Source organism: Psychrosphaera sp. F3M07, assembly GCF_018860345.1.
In the GTDB taxonomy this organism is placed as follows: Bacteria; Pseudomonadota; Gammaproteobacteria; order Enterobacterales; family Alteromonadaceae; genus Psychrosphaera; species Psychrosphaera aquimarina.
Window position 1 is genome coordinate 1 of sequence record NZ_JAHKPJ010000005.1, and the last position, 19,659, is coordinate 19,659.

Below are 19,659 nucleotides of genomic sequence, written 5' to 3' on the forward strand. Positions count from 1 at the left end.
ATTCGCCACCGTATGTTTTAGAAAGTACTGCAGAGATAGCAGCTGTTAATGTAGTTTTACCGTGGTCAACGTGACCAATTGTACCAACGTTTACATGTGGTTTAGTACGTTCAAACTTTTCTCTAGCCATTTTTAAGTTTCCTTAAATTAAATACGATCCTTTTGGATCATTGATTCAAAAATAATTAATTATCTACGTGCAGACATTATCGCGTCTGCTACATTATTTGGTGCTTCACCGTACTTCAAGAACTCCATAGAGTATGAAGCACGACCCTGAGTTGCACTACGCAAATCAGTTGAATAGCCAAACATTTCTGCTAGTGGTACTTGAGCTTTAATAGCTTTCAGACCAGCAGGCGCTTCATCCATACCCTCGATCATTCCTCGACGGCGGTTCAAATCACCTACAACATCACCCATTGACACTTCTGGCGTTATAACCTCGACTTTCATCATAGGTTCCAACAGTTTTGGAGTCGCGTCCAAAGCACCATTTTTAAATGCCATCGAAGCAGCGATTTTAAACGCCATTTCATTAGAGTCAACATCATGAAATGAGCCATCAAATAATGTGGCTTTTACACCCAATACAGGATACCCAGCAAGAACGCCATTCTTCATCTGCTCTTGAATACCTTTATCAATTGCAGGAATGTATTCTTTAGGTACTGTCCCCCCAACAATTTCATTTACGAAAATGTAAGGTTCTTCACTATCAATGCTCATCGGTTCTAGCTTCAGCCAAACGTGACCATATTGACCACGACCACCTGACTGACGTATAAACTTACCTTCAACTTCAACGGCAGATGTTATGCACTCACGATAAGCCACTTGTGGTTTACCTACATTGCACTCTACACTAAATTCTCGACGCATACGGTCAACAATTATGTCTAAGTGAAGCTCACCCATTCCAGAAATAATGATTTGTCCGGATTCTTCGTCAGTTTCAACTTTGAATGACGGATCTTCGGCAGCTAATTTACTCAGCGCTATACCCATTTTTTCTTGATCAGGTTTCGATCTTGGTTCCACTGCTATTGAGATTACAGGTTCTGGAAATTCCATACGCTCAAGCGTAATTTTATGATTAGGATCACACAAAGTGTCACCCGTTGTCACATCTTTCAGACCAACTGCAGCAGCAATGTCTCCCGCGCGTACTTCTTTAATTTCTTCGCGGTTGTTCGAGTGCATTTGTACAATGCGCCCAAAACGTTCCTTTTTAAATTTAACTGGATTGTAAACACTGTCGCCAGTTTGTACAACGCCAGAATAAACTCTGAAAAACGTTAAGGTACCAACAAATGGGTCTGTAGCGATTTTAAAAGCCAGTGCAGCAAAAGGTGCACTGTCGTCCGCTGGACGTTCGCCTACAGATTCGTCTTCATTAATACCTGTTATAGCTGGAACTTGAGTTGGTGCAGGCAAATACTCGACAACCATGTCCAATACAGCTTGTACGCCTTTGTTCTTAAATGCTGAACCACAAGCACAAAGTACAATCTCATTTTTTAATGTTCTTTCACGTAGACCGGACTTGATCTCTTCTTCAGTTAGCTCTTCACCTTCAAGGTATTTTTCCATCAACTCATCACTAGCTTCTGCTGCAGCGTCTATCAACTCTTGGCGATATTCTTCTGCTTCTTCTACTAATTCTGAAGGGATGTCTTCATAAGTAAAACTCATGCCTTGATCAGCTTCATTCCAGTTGATGGCCTTCATTTTTATCAGGTCAACAACACCGTTGAAATTATCTTCGCAACCTATCGGTAATTGAACAGGAACTGGCACTGCCCCGAGACGGTCTTTAATTTGACCAACTACGGAATGAAAATCAGCACCGGTGCGATCCATTTTATTGATAAATACCATACGAGGTACGGCATATTTATCCGCTTGACGCCAAACAGTTTCAGTTTGAGGTTGTACACCCGAAGATGCACATAGAACAACAACAGCACCATCAAGAACTCGTAGAGAACGTTCAACTTCAATAGTGAAGTCAACGTGCCCAGGAGTATCGATAATATTTATTCTGTGTTCGTCAAATTGCGTATTCATCCCTTGCCAAAAACAGGTGGTAGCAGCAGACGTGATAGTAATACCACGTTCTTGCTCTTGCTCCATCCAGTCCATGGTCGCGGCGCCGTCATGCACTTCACCAATCTTGTGAGAAAGACCGGTATAAAAAAGTACACGCTCCGTTGTCGTAGTTTTACCTGCGTCTACATGAGCAACAATACCGATATTACGATAACGCTCAATTGGAGTCTTACGAGCCATAAATTCCTCTTATCTGTTCCAGATATTTTATATTTACTACCAACGGTAGTGAGCAAATGCTTTGTTAGCTTCAGCCATTTTATGAACGTCTTCACGTTTCTTAACTGCTGAACCTTTGTTCTCAACTGCATCTGTCAATTCGTGAGCTAGACGTAACGCCATAGACTTCTCACCTCGCTTGCGGGCAGCTTCAACTAACCAACGCATGGCTAGCGTATTACGACGCACTGGACGAACTTCTACAGGTACTTGATAAGTAGAACCACCTACACGGCGAGATTTTACTTCCACTGTAGGACGAACGTTGTCCAAAGCTTCTTCTAATATTGCAAGGTGTTCTTTGCCTGATTTTTCAGCAGCTACATCTAACGCACCGTAGATGATTTTTTCAGCAACAGCTTTTTTACCATCTAACATTACTACGTTGATGAACTTGGTCAATAATTCCGATCCGAACTTAGGATCTGGAAGAACTTTACGTTGACCTATGACTCTTCTTCTTGGCATTTTAAATTCTCCGGTTGCTTCAGGGATATCCCAAAACTAATAAATTAAGTTTGCTTGGCCTTACTAACGGAGAACCGTTAAGACTTCGGCTTCTTCGCGCCGTATTTAGAACGGGCTTGTTTACGATCGTTAACACCTGAACAGTCAAGCGCACCACGAACAGTGTGGAAACGTACACCTGGTAAGTCTTTAACACGACCACCACGGATTAAGATTACACTGTGCTCTTGAAGATTGTGGCCTTCACCACCGATGTAAGATGTTACTTCGTTACCGTTAGTTAGACGAACACGAGCTACTTTACGTAGTGCAGAGTTCGGCTTCTTAGGTGTTGTTGTATAAACACGAGTACATACACCACGTCTTTGAGGACATGCGTCCAATGCTTCAGACATATTGCGTTTTGTCTTCTGCTGACGAGGTTTACGTACCAACTGGTTAATAGTTGCCATTTAAAGCTCCTGATTAGTTGATTTACTACCCATTTCGGCGCACAAACGCGCCTCCCCTATAATTAGGGGTGGCGTATTCTAATGCTCGAAAATCAACCTGTCAACCAAGGAATGGTTGAGGGCATGGAAAAGATCGAATACAAATTGCTTATTTTTAACGGTTACAATGCACTAATTTGAGTTGGCATGTAAAACATGGGCTCATTGTAAATTTACTCCACCTATCAAATTTGAATAAAATCCAAAAGATTTTAGTTTCAAATAATTTAGTTCAGCGTCAGCGTATTCGATTTTTGTTGCTTGTATAACGTAGGACTTAAGCCGAAAAAAGCTTTAAATGTTTTACTAAAATGGCTGATGTTTTGAAAGCCTACAGCAAAGCTTGTTTCTGTAATTTGCAGCCCATGTTCTAACAGACGAGCCGCTTCTTTCAACCGTTCCTGTTGTTGGAATACGATGGGAGAGCAACCTAAATGATTTTTAAATTCGATAAAAAATTTAGTTCTGCCCATTAGCGCAATTTTTAGTAGTTGTTCCACGTCTAATGGTAACGCTAAATTAGCTAGAATATAGCTAACTACTGCATTCATTCGGTTAGCTTCTGGATCTTGTTTACAGTAGCCAACAATGAAATCTCTTGTTTGCTGTCGTAACAACCTAGCGCTTAGTTCCGTGACGGCCAAATTAATTAGAAATTGACGGTCTGGATTATTTTCAGTGTAAATTTCTACTATACGATCTAATAAGGCTTGAGTTTGAGTTGTATGATGCGTATGCATCACTTTATGTTGATATCGCCAATCGCCGAATGCACTGCTCTTAGGACTAACATGGTTGAGTTGATCTGCTACTTGATGAACTCTTTCTGGGGCAATTTCGATGGCTAAACAAGTGGTTGGAGTTTCCATCTTTGCTTCCGGGAAATCAATCTTAACCAATTGATTAGGAGCCATAACAAACGATTCGTGAGGTAAAAATACATCATGAAGGCCATCTGAGTGCATGATTTTTTTCCCAGACACCATGCCACAAAACATCAGTTGATCTGAAGATAATCCAACTTGAGAAGCTTGTTGGTATGTATCATATATACTGAGTTCTGAACCTTCAGCAGCAAAACTAACTTTATTCTCAACTAATACCTTCGGTGAGTATCTCACAATCTTATTTTGGATCATCATCTTCTCCTCGCGGACTGACAGCAAACAAAAACGAACCAGCAACACAACAAGTCCGTTTTATCCCCCCTAAACTACTCTTGGTTTGTATATAAAACCATCATAATAAAAAATAAATAATCAAAACAGGGGCAATCGCCATGATTTACGCAAAACCAGGTACACAAGATGCCATCGTACAATTTAAAGACCAATATCAAAATTTCATTGGAGGTGAATGGATAAAGCCTGTAGATGGGCAATATTTTGATAATATCAGCCCAGTTAACGGTAAACCATTTTGTCAAATACCTCGTTCCAATCAAAAAGACATTAATCTAGCGTTAGATGCAGCACATAAAATAAAAGATCAGTGGGGCACAACGTCAGTCACTGAACGTTCAAATTTGATGCTAAAAATTGCTGATAAGATGGAACAGAATCTAGAATTACTGGCTGTAGCTGAAACATGGGATAACGGTAAAGCTATTCGAGAAACGTTAGCTGCAGATATCCCTCTGGCCATCGACCATTTTCGTTACTTTGCTGGCTGTATAAGAGCCCAAGAAGGTTCATTAGCCGAGCTTGACGAAACAACCATGTCGTATCACATACACGAACCTTTAGGAGTCGTTGGCCAAATTATTCCATGGAATTTTCCAATATTAATGGCTGCGTGGAAATTATGCCCTGCATTAGCGGCAGGTAACTGTGTAGTACTAAAACCAGCTGAACAAACCCCTGCTTCTATATTAGTGTTAGCCGAACTTATCCAAGATATATTACCACCGGGCGTACTTAACATTGTCAACGGTTTTGGCGTCGAAGCGGGTCAGGCGCTTGCGACCAGTGACAGGATAGCTAAAATAGCATTTACAGGCTCTACACCTGTTGGTTCACACATATTAAAATGTGCTGCAGAAAACATTATTCCCTCCACGGTTGAGCTAGGTGGTAAATCACCAAATTTATATTTCCCGGATGTGCTCGATCATGAAGACGAATACCTCAGTAAATGTCTTGAAGGTGCCGTGTTGGCTTACTTCAACCAAGGTGAAGTTTGCACCTGTCCATCACGTTTGTTTATTCACGAGGATATTTACGACCAATTTATCGAGAAAGTAATAGAACGAAGTAAATTAATAAAACGAGGCAATCCATTAGATACAGAAACTATGGTAGGGGCTCAAGCATCGAAAGAACAATTTGATAAAATTTTAAAATATATTGATATTGGTAAAGAAGAAGGCGCTAAAGTCCTAATTGGCGGTAATGTAGAAACTGTCGATAGTGATATCAGCAGTGGTTATTATATTCAGCCTACATTATTAGAAGGCCATAATAAAATGAGAGTGTTCCAAGAAGAAATTTTTGGTCCTGTCATTTCTGTTTCAAAGTTCAAAGACGAAGCGGAAGCTTTAGAGTTAGCCAATCAATCTGAATTTGGTTTAGGTGCTGGTGTTTGGACAAGAGACATGAATAAAGCATTTAGAATGGGTAGAAGAATTCAAGCCGGACGAGTGTGGACTAACTGTTACCATATGTATCCTGCGCATGCTGCTTTTGGTGGCTATAAAAAATCTGGGATTGGCAGGGAAACCCATAAAATGGCATTAGAACATTATCAACAAACCAAAAACCTATTAGTAAGTTACGATATCAATCCATTAGGTTTTTTCTAATAAAAACTTGATAAGGCTAGCGATGTTACCTCGTTATGTTTAAGCAAAAAAAAACCCGCTTTAGTAGCGGGTTTTTATTATATCAAAGATTAATTACTCAACGTCAGCGTTTAACGCGTCAGCTAATGCTTGTTCAGCATCTATAGCAGTAACTGTCTCAGTTTCACCAGCTTTATCAAAAGCGGCCGCTGCGGCTGCTTTGTCTAAGTGATAGCTAAAACCAGTACCTGCTGGAATTAATCGACCAACAATTACGTTTTCTTTAAGACCGCGTAAGTCATCACGTTTGCCACTAACAGCAGCTTCAGTAAGTACTCGTGTTGTCTCTTGGAAAGAAGCCGCTGAAATAAATGATTCAGTTGCCAATGACGCTTTAGTTATACCTAAAAGGTCACGGGTAAATTTAACTAAATCTTTACCTTCTGCAGCTAATGCACGGTTAGCAATTTTAACTTTAGATACTTCAACTTGCTCTCCGACTAGGAAATCAGATTGACCTGCATCAGTAATAATTGCTTTACGTAACATTTGGCGACAGATAGCTTCGATGTGCTTGTCGTTAATTTTTACACCCTGTAAACGGTATACTTCTTGAACTTCATTAACTATGTAGTTCGAGAATGCAGTAATACCACGTAAACGTAAGATGTCATGCGGTGCTTCTGGGCCATCCGCGATAACTTCACCAGTATAAACTGACTCACCTTCGTATACGTTAAGCTGACGCCATTTAGGGATCATCTCTTCGTGAGCTTCACCTTCTTCTGGTGTGATAACTAAACGTTTCTTACCTTTAGTCTCTTTACCGTAGCTAATAGTACCGCTGATTTCTGCAAGAATAGCTGGTTCTTTAGGTTTACGAGCTTCAAACAAGTCGGCTACGCGAGGTAGACCACCCGTGATGTCTCGAGTTTTTGAACCTTCTTGAGGAATACGTGCTAATACGTCACCAGGTACAACTTCAGAGCCATCTTTCGCTTCGATAGTTGTAAATGATGGTAAGCGTATTTCCTGCATACCAGACTCACCAGAATCAACAATAAGTTTAGGCTCTTTTGCGTTAGCTAAAGAAAGATCTTTAACAACCGTACGAGTTAAACCAGTTAATTCATCAGTTTGTACTTCAGTATTCGCTTCTTCAACGTCAGAGAACTGAATCTTAGCAGCACGCTCAACGATAATTGGATGTGAATGCGGGTCCCAGTTAGCAACAGTATCGTTACCTTTAACTTCAGCACCATCAGCAATTGTCATTACAGCACCGTAAGGTAACTTATAACGCTCTTTTTCACGACCTTGGTCGTCAATGATAGTAACTTCAGCAGAACGAGAAGTGATAACTAGTTTACCGTCAGCATTAGTAACGTGTTTTGCATTATGAAGACGAACTGTACCGTCACTCTTAACTTGAACACTGTTAGCTGCTGATGCTCTTGATGCCGCACCACCGATATGGAACGTACGCATCGTAAGCTGTGTACCTGGCTCACCAATTGATTGTGCTGCAATAACACCGACTGCCTCACCTTGGTTAATCAGGTGACCACGAGCCAAGTCACGACCGTAACAAGCTGCACAAACACCAAAGTCATTCTCACAAGTAATGATTGAACGAACTTCAACTTCATCAACTGAGTTTTCTTCTAAAAGGTCACACAGTTTTTCGTCTAACATTACACCAGCTTCAACTAAAACTGTTTTAGTTTTTGGAATAACGATTTCTTTAAGAGTTACACGACCCAATACGCGTTCACGTAGTGGCTCAACAACGTCACCGCCTTCAATAAGAGGTTTCATTGTTATGCCTTCTTCAGTTCCACAGTCATGTGCTGTGATAACCAAATCTTGGCCAACATCTACTAGACGACGAGTTAAGTAACCCGAGTTAGCTGTTTTAAGTGCGGTATCCGCCAAACCTTTACGCGCACCGTGAGTAGAGATGAAGTACTGTAGTACGTTCAGACCTTCACGGAAGTTTGCCGTAATTGGCGTTTCAATGATTGAGCCGTCTGGTTTTGCCATCAAGCCACGCATACCAGCTAACTGACGGATCTGAGCGGCACTACCACGAGCACCAGAGTCAGCCATCATAAATACGCTGTTAAACGAAGGTTGAGTTTCGGTTACACCATCACGGTTAACAACTTGTTCTGTTGACAAGTTGTCCATCATCGCTTTTGAAACTTTTTCGTTTGCTGTAGACCAGATATCGATAACTTTATTGTATTTCTCACCCGCTGTTACTAGACCTTGTTGGAACTGGTCTTGAATTTCAGCAACTTCTGCTTGAGAGTCTTCAATAATTTCATGTTTTGCATCTGGAATAACTAAATCGTCAATACCAATTGAGTTACCCGCTAACATCGCGTAATGGAAACCGGTATACATGATTTGGTCAGCAAACATTACTGTGTCTTTAATTCCAAGACGACGGTAACATTCATTGATTAACATTGAGATTTGTTTCTTACCAATTGCTTGGTTCATCAAATCAAAAGGGAAACCTTCTGGTGCAATCATAGATAAAATAGCACGGCCTACTGTCGTATCTTTAATAGAAGTAACATTAGAACGAGAACCGTCTTCTGCTATTACTACTTCAGTCATACGTACTTTTACACGTGCGTGTAATTCAGCAGCACCGGTACGGTATGCTTTTTCAGCTTCTTTTTTATCTTTAAAGATTGAACCTTCACCTTTAGCATTTATTCTGTCACGTGACATGTAATAAATACCTAATACAACGTCCTGTGAAGGAACGATGATAGGCTCACCATTAGCTGGTGATAAGATGTTGTTCGTCGACATCATTAATGCACGAGCTTCTAATTGAGCTTCAAGCGTTAATGGTACGTGTACAGCCATTTGGTCACCATCGAAGTCGGCGTTATATGCCGCACAAACTAATGGATGCAATTGAATAGCTTTACCTTCGATTAGAACCGGTTCGAATGCTTGGATACCAAGTCTATGAAGAGTTGGTGCACGGTTAAGCATAACTGGGTGTTGACGAATTACTTCATCTAAAATATCCCATACTTCCGGAGCTTCACGCTCAACCATTTTCTTCGCAGCTTTGATAGTCGTAGCCATACCACGTAATTCTAATTTTCCGTAGATAAATGGTTTGAATAACTCAAGTGCCATTTTCTTAGGAAGACCACATTGTTGTAGTTTAAGCGTAGGACCAACAGTGATTACAGAACGACCAGAGTAGTCAACACGTTTACCAAGTAGATTCTGACGGAAACGACCTTGTTTACCTTTGATCATATCGGCCAAAGATTTAAGAGGACGCTTGTTAGAACCAGTAATCGCACGACCACGACGACCATTATCTAATAATGCATCAACCGCTTCTTGTAACATACGCTTTTCGTTACGCACGATAATATCAGGCGCAGCTAAGTCTAATAGACGTTTTAAACGGTTATTACGGTTGATTACACGACGATATAAGTCATTCAAATCAGACGTAGCAAAACGACCGCCATCTAGAGGTACTAGTGGACGTAAATCTGGTGGTAAAACAGGAAGAACTGTCATAACCATCCATTCTGGACGGTTACCTGAGTTACAAAATGCTTCCATCAATTTAAGACGTTTTGTTAACTTCTTACGCTTAGTTTCAGACGTTACTGTTGGTAACTCTTCTTTCATTTCAGCGTATTGTTGGTTGATATCGATGTCTTTTAAAAGTTCAAATACGGCTTCAGCACCCATTTTCGCTTCAAATTCATCGCCATGCTCTTCCAATGCATCTAAATATTCTTCTTCAGATAACATTTGGCCTTTTTCAAGCGTCGTCATGCCAGACTCAGTCACAGCATACGATTCAAAATAAAGAACACGTTCAATATCACGCAACGTCATATCTAGCATTAAACCGATACGAGATGGTAACGATTTTAAGAACCATATATGTGCAACTGGGCTTGCTAATTCAATGTGACCCATACGTTCACGACGTACTTTAGTAAGCGTTACTTCAACGCCACATTTTTCACAAATTACACCACGATGCTTAAGACGTTTATATTTACCACATAAACATTCATAGTCTTTTACTGGACCGAAGATACGAGCACAGAACAAACCATCACGTTCAGGTTTGAACGTACGATAGTTAATTGTTTCTGGCTTTTTAACTTCACCAAATGACCAAGAACGAACAACGTCTGGTGACGCTAGGCCGATTCGAATTGAATCAAACTCTTCGCTCTTGTTTTGTTGTTTCAAAAACTTAAGTAAGTCTTTCACTTGTGTTCTCCTGTCGGAGTGAAACATTAGGGCGAACTACTATTAGAACGCCCTACCACTCAATTTCTAAGAACTTAATCGGTTACCCGACTAAGATTATTCTTCTTCCAGCTCGATGTTTAAACCTAACGAACGAATCTCTTTTAACAATACGTTAAACGATTCTGGTATCGCAGGTTCCATACGATGATCGCCGTCAACAATGCTCTTATACATTTTTGTACGACCATTAACGTCATCTGACTTAACAGTAAGCATTTCTTGAAGGGTATAAGCGGCACCATAAGCTTCTAGTGCCCATACTTCCATCTCTCCGAAACGCTGACCACCGAACTGAGCTTTACCACCAAGTGGTTGCTGAGTTACTAAGCTGTACGAACCAGTTGAACGAGCATGCATTTTGTCATCAACTAAGTGATTCAGTTTAAGCATGTACATGTAACCAACCGTTACTTTACGCTCAAATGCATTACCAGTACGGCCGTCGAACAAGGTAAATTGTCCACTACGCGGCATGTCTGCTAGTTCAAACAAGTCTTTTATTTCTGACTCTGCAGCACCATCAAATACAGGTGTAGCAATAGGAACACCAGCACGTAAGTTTTGCGCTAAACGACGAACTTCATCATCTGAGAAACTTGCGATATCAACTTCTTGACGAGAAGTACCAGAAGCATAGATCTTGCTCAAGAATTCACGAATTTCCGCTAACTCTTTTTGCTCTTTGATCATGCGATCTAATTTCTCACCTAAACCACGAGCAGCCATACCTAGATGTGTTTCTAGTATCTGTCCAACGTTCATTCGAGATGGAACGCCTAGTGGGTTAAGTACGATATCTACAGGTGTACCAAATTCGTCATGAGGCATGTCTTCCACAGGAACAATAGTAGAAATTACACCTTTGTTACCGTGACGACCAGCCATCTTATCACCAGGTTGAATACGACGTTTAACAGCAAGGTATACCTTAACAATCTTAAGAACACCTGGCGCTAAATCATCACCTTGAGTGATTTTACGACGCTTAACTTCATACTTTTTATCGTATTCCGCACGTAACTCTTCAAAACTAGTCGCTAATTGCTCTAATTCTGATTGTTGAGTTTCGTCTTTTAAGCTTTGTTGGAATAACTTCTCGCCTTCTAATGTTGCTACTTTATCAGCATCAACACCGCCAGCAATTAACAAGTCACGAGTACGTGCATGTAAGTTATTCTCTAAGATTCTGAACTCTTCATTCAAATCTTTCTTAGCTTGCGCTAATTGCATTTCTTCAATGTCTAACGCACGTTTGTCTTTCTCAACACCGTCACGTGTGAACACCTGAACGTCAATTACCGTACCTGAAACAGAGTTTGGTACACGTAAAGAACTGTCTTTAACGTCAGATGCTTTTTCACCGAAGATAGCTCGTAAAAGTTTTTCTTCTGGAGTTAGCTGTGTTTCACCTTTAGGGGTTACTTTACCAACTAAGATATCGCCGCCTTTAACTTCAGCACCGATATAAACAACACCAGAGTCATCAAGTTTACCAAGTGCTGACTCACCAACATTAGGGATATCAGAAGTAACTTCTTCTGGACCTAATTTAGTATCACGAGCTACACAACTTAATTCTTGAATATGAATTGTTGTTAAACGGTCTTCTGTTACTACACGCTCAGAAACAAGGATTGAATCCTCGAAGTTGTAACCATTCCAAGGCATGAAAGCAACACGCATGTTTTGACCAAGTGCTAATTCACCTAAATCCGTAGAAGGACCATCAGCTAATACATCGCCACGTTGAACAGGTTCACCGGCACGAACAGTAGTACGTTGGTTAATACATGTGTTTTGGTTAGAACGTGTGTACTTAGTTAAGTTATAAATGTCGATACCAGCTTCACCGGCTTTACATTCGCTTTCGCTAACTTTAACAACAATACGTGAAGCGTCAGCGTAGTCGATAACACCACCACGTTTCGCAACAACCGTTACACCAGAATCTTTAGCTACTACCGCTTCAACACCAGTACCAACAAGAGGCTTATCAGCTCTTAACGTTGGAACTGCCTGACGTTGCATGTTCGCACCCATTAGGGCACGGTTAGCATCATCGTGCTCAAGGAATGGAATTAAGCTTGCTGCAACAGATACAACCTGCTGAGGAGCCACGTCCATGTATTGAACTTGATCAATAGTAGTAATTGTAAATTCATTTTTGAAACGACAAGGAACAAGTTCGTCAGTTAGACGATTGTCTTTATCCATCTCAGCACTAGCCTGAGCGATAACAAACTTATCTTCTTCAATTGCCGATAAATAATCAATATCACCCGTCACTACACCGTCAACAACACGACGATATGGCGTTTCTAAGAAACCATAGTGATTAACTCGTGCAAATATAGACAATGAGTTAATTAGACCAATGTTTGGTCCCTCTGGAGTTTCAATCGGACAAACACGACCATAGTGAGTTGGATGAACGTCTCGAACTTCGAAACCAGCACGTTCACGTGTCAAACCACCTGGACCTAAAGCTGAAATACGACGTTTATGCGTCACTTCAGACAATGGGTTATTTTGGTCCATGAATTGTGATAATTGGCTTGAACCAAAGAATTCTTTTATCGCTGCCGAGATAGGCTTAGCGTTAATTAAATCCTGTGGCGTTGTGCTGTCTAAATCACCAAGGCTCAAACGTTCCTTAACGGCACGTTCAACACGAACAAGACCAACACGGAATTGGTTTTCTGCCATTTCACCAACAGAACGTATACGACGGTTACCTAAGTGGTCAATATCGTCTACATCACCTTTACCATCACGGATACTAATAAGCACTTTCATAACATCAGTGATGTCTTGTTTGCTTAAAGTACCTTCACCGGTTAAATCATCACGACTAACTCGACGGTTAAACTTCATTCGACCAACGCTAGATAAATCATAACGTTCAAGAGAGAAGAATAAGTTTTCGAATAAAGCTTCCGCTGAATCTTTTGTCGGTGGCTCACCAGGACGCATCATGCGGTAAATTTCAACTAACGCTTCAAGGCGGTTAGTAGAAGAATCTACGCGTAACGTATCTGAAATGTATGAACCGTGATCTAACTCATTGGTATAAATGATTTCGAATGAACTATGTCCAGCTTCAGCCATTTTAGCTAATAGCTCTAAACTGATTAAGTCATTTGCTTCTGCAACAACTTCACCAGTTGACTCATCGATGTAGTTTTTAGCTAACACTTTATCGATGATATATTCATGTGGTACTTCAATCTGTTTAATAGCAGATTTTTCCATTGTACGAATATGACGCGCAGTTATTCTGCGGCCTGTTTCGACAACGACTTCGCCATCATCATCTTTTATATCAAATAATGCAGTCTCACCACGTAAGCGAGAAGGTTGAAGTTCCATTAAGATCTTTTCATCTTTAATTTCAACTGCAATATTATCAAAGAATAACTCTAGAATTTCTTCAGTAGAATATTCTAATGCACGTAACATGATTGTTGCCGGTAATTTACGACGACGATCGATACGAACAAATAAATTATCTTTTGGGTCAAACTCAAAGTCTAACCAAGAACCACGGTAAGGAATAACGCGAGCGTTATACAAAACTTTACCTGAAGAGTGCGTTTTACCTTTGTCATGATCAAAGAACACACCTGGAGAACGGTGTAACTGAGAAACGATTACACGCTCAGTTCCATTTATTACAAATGTTCCGTTATCCGTCATTAAAGGCATTTCGCCCATATAAACTTCTTGCTCTTTGATATCTTTAACAGTACCAGGAGCAGCTTCTTTATCCATAAGAACTAAACGAAGTTTTACGCGCAATGGAGCCGCGTATGTAACACCTCTAATTTGACATTCTTTCACGTCGAACACAGGTTCTCCAACGCGATAACTGACAAATTGTAATTCGGCGCTACCAGAATAGCTCTTAATAGGGAATACAGAACGGAAGGCCGCTTCTATACCATTGTTACCGTCTACGTCTGCTTGAATGAATTTATTATACGATTCAAGCTGAACTTGTAGAAGATATGGCATGTCTAAAACGTGTTCACGTTTGCCAAAATCCTTACGAATTCGTTTCTTTTCAGAATAAGAGTAAGCCATGTGGTTCCTCAGCTTGCTGATTTTTGACCCTATATGCCTGCCAGTTACATACTTAGCAGACTACCTCTGACAATAAAAAACTTGTCTTAAAAGAAAGTTTTATCATCAAACTTTGCACTATAAAAGTTTTTCTACAGATATAGCGCAAAAAGGCCGGTGATAATCATCACCAGCCTATGCCTAAATTTTAGGCAGATAATCTAACAAACGTTAGATTATTTGATTTCAACAGATGCGCCTGCTTCTTCAAGAGTAGCTTTAAGTTCTTCAGCTTCTCCTTTAGATACCGCTTCTTTAACTGCAACAGGAGCAGCTTCAACCATTGCTTTTGCTTCTTTAAGGCCAAGACCTGTAGCAGCACGTACAGCTTTGATAGCAGATACTTTGTTTGCGCCAGCAGCAGTTAACATTACGTCAAATTCAGTTTGCTCTTCACCAGCTTCAGCAGCAGGACCAGCAACAACAGCAGCAGCTGCAGTTACACCGAATTTTTCTTCCATTGCTTCAACTAGTTCAACAACTTGCATTACAGACATTTCTGCAACTGCGTCTAAGATTTGCTCTTGAGTTATAGACATTTTTCTATTCCTAACTTAGTGAGTGATTTTTTCACTCTAAATACTTTAAACAAAAAACCGCTTTACGTTTATTAATAAACAGTAAAATTATGCAGCTTCTTTCGCTTCTTTTACTGCAGCTAGTGTTTTCACTAGTTTGCCTGCAGAAGCTTCTTTCATTACGCTCATCAATCGTGCAATAGCTTCGTCGTATGTAGGTAGTGACGCTAAAACGTCAACAGCTACTACGTTGCCTTCAAAAGATGCAGTTTTAAGTTCAAACTTTTCGTTTTTCTTTGCGAAATCTTTAAAGATACGCGCACCAGCACCTGGGTGCTCGTTAGAAAATGCGATTAGAGTAGGACCTATAAATGCATCAGAAAGACATTCGAAGTCAGTACCTTTAACAGCAAGCTTAGCTAAAGTGTTGCGAACAACCTTCATCCAAACACCGTTCTCACGAGCTTCTTTACGAAGTTGTGTGATAGCTGTTACTGATACACCACGAGCATCTACTACTACAGCAGATAGAGCGCCTTTGGCTGCTTCTTGGACTTCAGCAACTACTGCTTTTTTGCCATCAAGATTTAATGCCATTAGCTTTTCTCCTGGTTAAAGTTGGATTACTCCAACTCGTTTTTATTAGTCTAAGGTTTAACCCTTAAACAATTCCGGTGAAAGCCAGAAGGTAATCTTCTGGGGTCATCACCATCTGCGTAGGAAATTAAGTTTCATTGACAAGTCAAATCCACACCTACGGTCTTGGATGGAGGTGTAATAAAACACCTCAACCCGAATACGAAAGTTACTTATCTAAAGAGATAGAACTTTGGTCTAATGCAACGCCAGCACCCATAGTCGTAGAAAGGCTGATTTTCTTAATGAAAGTACCTTTTGCAGACGCAGGTTTTGCTTTAACGATTGCACTTACTAATGCTTCTAAGTTTTGCTTGATAGAGGCAACATCAAATTCAGCTTTACCAATTGAAGCGTGAACGATACCAGCTTTATCATTACGGTAACGAACCTGACCAGCTTTAGCATTTTTAACTGCTGTTGCTACGTCTGGCGTTACTGTGCCAACTTTAGGGTTAGGCATAAGTCCACGTGGACCTAAGATTTGACCTAATTGACCAACAACACGCATTGCATCAGGAGATGCAACAACTACGTCGAAGTTCATTTCGCCAGCTTTAATTTGCTCAGCTAGGTCTTCCATGCCTACGATGTCAGCGCCTGCCGCTTTTGCAGCTTCAGCGTTAGCACCTTGTGTAAATACCGCTACACGTACATCTTTACCAGTACCGTTTGGAAGTACAGTAGCACCACGAACGTTTTGGTCAGATTTACGAGGGTCGATACCCAAGTTAATTGCAACATCAACACTTTCTTTAAACTTAGCAGTAGCTAGTTCTTGAAGTAGAGATACAGCTTCTTCGATGCCGTATTCACGTGTTGCATCAACTTTTTCACGAATTAAACGTGTGCGTTTTGTTAATTTAGCCATTGATTAACCCTCTACATTCAAGCCCATTGCACGAGCTGAGCCGGCAATAGTGCGTACAGCTGCGTCCATATCGGCCGCAGTAAGATCAGGTTGTTTAGTCTTAACAATCTCTTCAAGTTGAGCACGAGTAACCGTACCTACTTTCTCAGTGTTTGGACGACCTGAACCAGACTTGATTCCAGCAGCTTTCTTAAGTAAATAAGATGCAGGTGGAGTCTTAGTTTCGAATGTGAATGAACGATCATTGTAAACAGAAATAACAACCGGCACTGGTGCGCCTTTTTCCATCTCACCAGTTTTGGCGTTGAATGCTTTACAGAATTCCATGATGTTCACACCATGTTGACCAAGTGCTGGACCAACTGGTGGACTAGGGTTTGCTGCACCAGCTGCTACTTGCAACTTGATTAGCGCTTCTACTTTTTTAGCCATTTTAGCTTCCTCATTAGTGGGTCTTTGCCTAGTAAGAACGAGGTTTCTTACTTAACGGCTTCCCGGTTAAACCATTTTGACGCTTATACAAACGCACAAACAAATGGGCCGCGCATTATATAGACAATCGCAACCCATTTCAATGATAAATTTACAGTGTTATTTATTTGTCTTTTTCTACTTGACCAAATTCTAATTCAACTGGTGTTGAACGGCCAAAGATCAAGACAGATACTTTCACACGGCTCTTCTCATAATCCACTTCTTCAACAACACCGTTAAAGTCAGCAAATGGACCATCAGTAACGCGAACAACTTCACCTGGTTCAAATAACGTTTTAGGTTTTGGTTTATCAACGTTTTCTTCAAGACGATTAAGAATTGCACTTGCTTCTTTGTTGGTGATTGGTGCTGGACGATCCGACGTTCCACCAATAAAACCAAGTACACGAGGTGTATTTTTAACTAAATGCCATGCTTCTTCGTTCATCGCCATTTCTACCAGAACGTATCCTGGGAAAAATTTACGCTCAGAACGTCTTTTTTGACCTGCACGCATTTCTACAATTTCTTCAGTTGGAACTAAGATACGACCGAAAAAATCTTCCATCTCTTCAATTTTAATATGTTCAACTAGAGCTTTTTGTACACGAGCTTCATAGCCAGAATAAGCTTGAACCACATACCAACGTAACTTTTCACCGGTAGATGTTTCAGTTCTAAATTCTACTTTTTCAACTGGAGCTGTTTCTTCGTTCAACTCTGCGTTTTCATTCAATTCATTATCAGACATTATTAAATTCCTACACCTGTTAAGAAGGTAACTAAAGCTCTTAAGCCCATATCGATGAAATATAACAATACAGCAATTAATGCTGTTGCTAAAAAGATGATAAACGTTGTTTGTGTCGCTTCTTGACGCGTCGGCCAAACCACTTTACGAACTTCAGTTCTAGATTCTTTAGCAAAATTTAAAAACGTTTTGCCTTTGAACGTTGTAGCGGCAAAAAAGCCAGCTATCACGACTGCACCAACAACACCCACAGCACGTATAAGCACTGATTCCTGATCGAACATGTTATTTGCGATTACGGCACCTGCTAATAAAGCAATTGCTACAATCCATTTTACTAAATCCAGTCCTTTATTTGACTGTTCAATGTTGGCACTCATTTTTTACACCTTACTACTAAAAAAATTTAATGTATTAACGTTGTTAAATGGAAATAATCTTTAGAAAATCACTCTCGTTTAAAAACGTATTACCCCTTCCCTTACATCAATACAAAACTAACAGTTACACCACTTTTGTGAATCAGAAGTTTAAAGGGAATCATAAAAGAGGGCGCGCTATTATACTAACTCAACTCTGAACTACAAGTTGAAAGATAAATTAATTTACTTTGCCGTTTTCTACCAAACTGACAGCCAATAAAAAAGGCCACCTAAGTGACCTTTTTCAAAGCATTAAGACGCTGTCTTAATTACGCTAAGATTGATGCTACAACACCAGCACCAACTGTACGTCCGCCTTCACGGATTGCGAAACGTAAACCTTCGTCCATCGCGATAGGAGCGATTAACTCTACTACCATCTTGATGTTATCACCAGGCATTACCATTTCTACGCCTTCTGGAAGCTCTACTGCTCCAGTTACGTCAGTTGTACGGAAGTAGAACTGTGGACGGTAACCTTTGAAGAATGGAGTGTGACGTCCGCCTTCTTCTTTAGATAATACGTATACTTCTGATTCAAATTTAGTGTGCGGCTGGATTGAACCAGGCTTCGCTAATACTTGACCACGTTCTACGTCTTCACGTTTAGTACCACGTAATAATGCACCAATGTTCTCACCTGCACGACCTTCGTCTAGCAATTTACGGAACATTTCAACACCTGTACAAGTCGTAGTTGTTGTTTCTTTGATACCTACGATTTCTACTGTATCACCTGTATTTACGATACCTTGCTCAACACGACCTGTTACTACTGTACCACGACCTGAGATTGAGAATACGTCTTCGATAGGCATGATGAATGGCTTATCGATGTCACGCTCTGGCTCTGGAATGTAAGTATCTAGTGCTTCTGCAAGCTCAATGATTTTTGCTTCCCAATCTGCTTCGCCTTCCAACGCTTTAAGCGCTGAACCTTGGATTAACGGTAAGTCGTCTCCTGGGAAGTCATATTCTGAAAGTAGTTCACGTACTTCCATTTCTACTAATTCGATTAGCTCTTCGTCATCAACCATGTCACATTTGTTCATGAATACGATGATGTAAGGTACGCCAACCTGACGAGAAAGTAGGATGTGCTCACGAGTTTGAGGCATAGGGCCGTCTGTCGCTGCTACTACTAAAATTGCTCCGTCCATTTGCGCAGCACCTGTGATCATGTTTTTAACATAATCCGCGTGTCCTGGGCAATCTACGTGTGCGTAGTGACGTGTAGGAGTGTCATACTCGATGTGAGAAGTATTGATTGTAATACCACGCTCACGCTCTTCTGGAGCGTTATCGATTTGTGCGAAATCTCTTGATTCGCCACCGTATGTTTTACTTAACACTGCAGAAATTGCTGCTGTTAGAGTAGTTTTACCGTGGTCAACGTGACCAATTGTACCAACGTTAACGTGCGGTTTCGTACGTTCAAACTTTTCTCTTGCCATTGTAGTGACCTTTCTAAGT

At 40.6% G+C, this 19,659-nt stretch carries 15 protein-coding genes; 1 reads left to right on the forward strand and 14 read right to left on the reverse strand.

Annotation, left to right across the window (positions count from 1 at the left end; genetic code table 11):
• The 5 genes from KO505_RS02665 to KO505_RS02685 all read right to left on the reverse strand — a co-directional run.
• A partial coding sequence (locus KO505_RS02665) for a GTP-binding protein (protein ID WP_252731616.1) occupies positions 1 to 130 on the reverse strand: 130 nt, incomplete at its 3' end.
• A 59-nt stretch (positions 131 to 189) separates the two neighbouring features.
• A complete protein-coding gene (gene fusA / locus KO505_RS02670) occupies positions 190 to 2,292 on the reverse strand; it encodes an elongation factor G (protein ID WP_216053903.1) in 2,103 nt (700 codons plus the stop codon).
• Positions 2,293 to 2,328: 36 nt separating this feature from the next.
• On the reverse strand, positions 2,329 to 2,799 hold the full coding sequence (gene rpsG / locus KO505_RS02675) for a 30S ribosomal protein S7 (RefSeq protein ID WP_216053904.1): 471 nt from the start codon (positions 2,797 to 2,799) through the stop codon (positions 2,329 to 2,331).
• Positions 2,800 to 2,876: 77 nt separating this feature from the next.
• The gene (gene rpsL, locus KO505_RS02680) at positions 2,877 to 3,251 is read right to left on the reverse strand and encodes a 30S ribosomal protein S12 (RefSeq protein WP_105050925.1); all 375 of its coding nucleotides are present in this window, start codon (positions 3,249 to 3,251) and stop codon (positions 2,877 to 2,879) included.
• A 266-nt stretch (positions 3,252 to 3,517) separates the two neighbouring features.
• Positions 3,518 to 4,429 carry an AraC family transcriptional regulator gene (locus KO505_RS02685; protein WP_216053905.1) on the reverse strand — a complete coding sequence of 304 codons (912 nt, stop codon included), beginning with the start codon at positions 4,427 to 4,429 and terminating at the stop codon, positions 3,518 to 3,520.
• A gap of 140 nt (positions 4,430 to 4,569) precedes the next feature.
• On the opposite strand from KO505_RS02685, the gene KO505_RS02690 reads away from it, so the two are divergent.
• On the forward strand, positions 4,570 to 6,090 hold the full coding sequence (locus KO505_RS02690) for an aldehyde dehydrogenase family protein (protein ID WP_216053906.1): 1,521 nt from the start codon (positions 4,570 to 4,572) through the stop codon (positions 6,088 to 6,090).
• A gap of 93 nt (positions 6,091 to 6,183) precedes the next feature.
• Here KO505_RS02690 and rpoC read toward each other — a convergent pair whose 3' ends face one another.
• The 9 genes from rpoC to tuf form a co-directional block, all read right to left on the reverse strand.
• Complete coding sequence (gene rpoC, locus KO505_RS02695; RefSeq protein ID WP_216053907.1) at positions 6,184 to 10,350, reverse strand: DNA-directed RNA polymerase subunit beta'; 4,167 nt, start codon at positions 10,348 to 10,350, stop codon at positions 6,184 to 6,186.
• Between the two features lie 96 nt (positions 10,351 to 10,446).
• Positions 10,447 to 14,475 (reverse strand): DNA-directed RNA polymerase subunit beta, encoded by a 4,029-nt coding sequence (gene rpoB, locus KO505_RS02700; RefSeq protein ID WP_216053908.1) that lies wholly within the window; start codon positions 14,473 to 14,475, stop codon positions 10,447 to 10,449.
• 215 nt (positions 14,476 to 14,690) lie between these two features.
• Positions 14,691 to 15,053, reverse strand: coding sequence for a 50S ribosomal protein L7/L12 (rplL, locus tag KO505_RS02705; protein WP_216053909.1), 363 nt, complete (start codon positions 15,051 to 15,053; stop codon positions 14,691 to 14,693).
• 87 nt (positions 15,054 to 15,140) lie between these two features.
• Positions 15,141 to 15,629, reverse strand: a complete 489-nt coding sequence (rplJ, locus tag KO505_RS02710) for a 50S ribosomal protein L10 (RefSeq protein ID WP_216053910.1) — start codon at positions 15,627 to 15,629, stop codon at positions 15,141 to 15,143.
• Between the two features lie 208 nt (positions 15,630 to 15,837).
• Entirely contained in the window at positions 15,838 to 16,539 is a 702-nt protein-coding gene (gene rplA / locus KO505_RS02715) for a 50S ribosomal protein L1 (RefSeq protein WP_216053911.1), read from the reverse strand.
• A gap of 3 nt (positions 16,540 to 16,542) precedes the next feature.
• Complete coding sequence (gene rplK, locus KO505_RS02720; RefSeq protein ID WP_216053912.1) at positions 16,543 to 16,971, reverse strand: 50S ribosomal protein L11; 429 nt, start codon at positions 16,969 to 16,971, stop codon at positions 16,543 to 16,545.
• A gap of 163 nt (positions 16,972 to 17,134) precedes the next feature.
• Positions 17,135 to 17,764 (reverse strand): transcription termination/antitermination protein NusG, encoded by a 630-nt coding sequence (gene nusG, locus KO505_RS02725; RefSeq protein WP_216053913.1) that lies wholly within the window; start codon positions 17,762 to 17,764, stop codon positions 17,135 to 17,137.
• A gap of 2 nt (positions 17,765 to 17,766) precedes the next feature.
• Positions 17,767 to 18,144 (reverse strand): preprotein translocase subunit SecE, encoded by a 378-nt coding sequence (secE, locus tag KO505_RS02730; RefSeq protein ID WP_216053914.1) that lies wholly within the window; start codon positions 18,142 to 18,144, stop codon positions 17,767 to 17,769.
• Positions 18,145 to 18,455: 311 nt separating this feature from the next.
• Positions 18,456 to 19,640: an elongation factor Tu gene (gene tuf, locus KO505_RS02735; protein WP_216053915.1), complete on the reverse strand. Its 1,185-nt coding sequence runs from the start codon at positions 19,638 to 19,640 to the stop codon at positions 18,456 to 18,458.
• Positions 19,641 to 19,659: the final 19 nt, after the last annotated feature.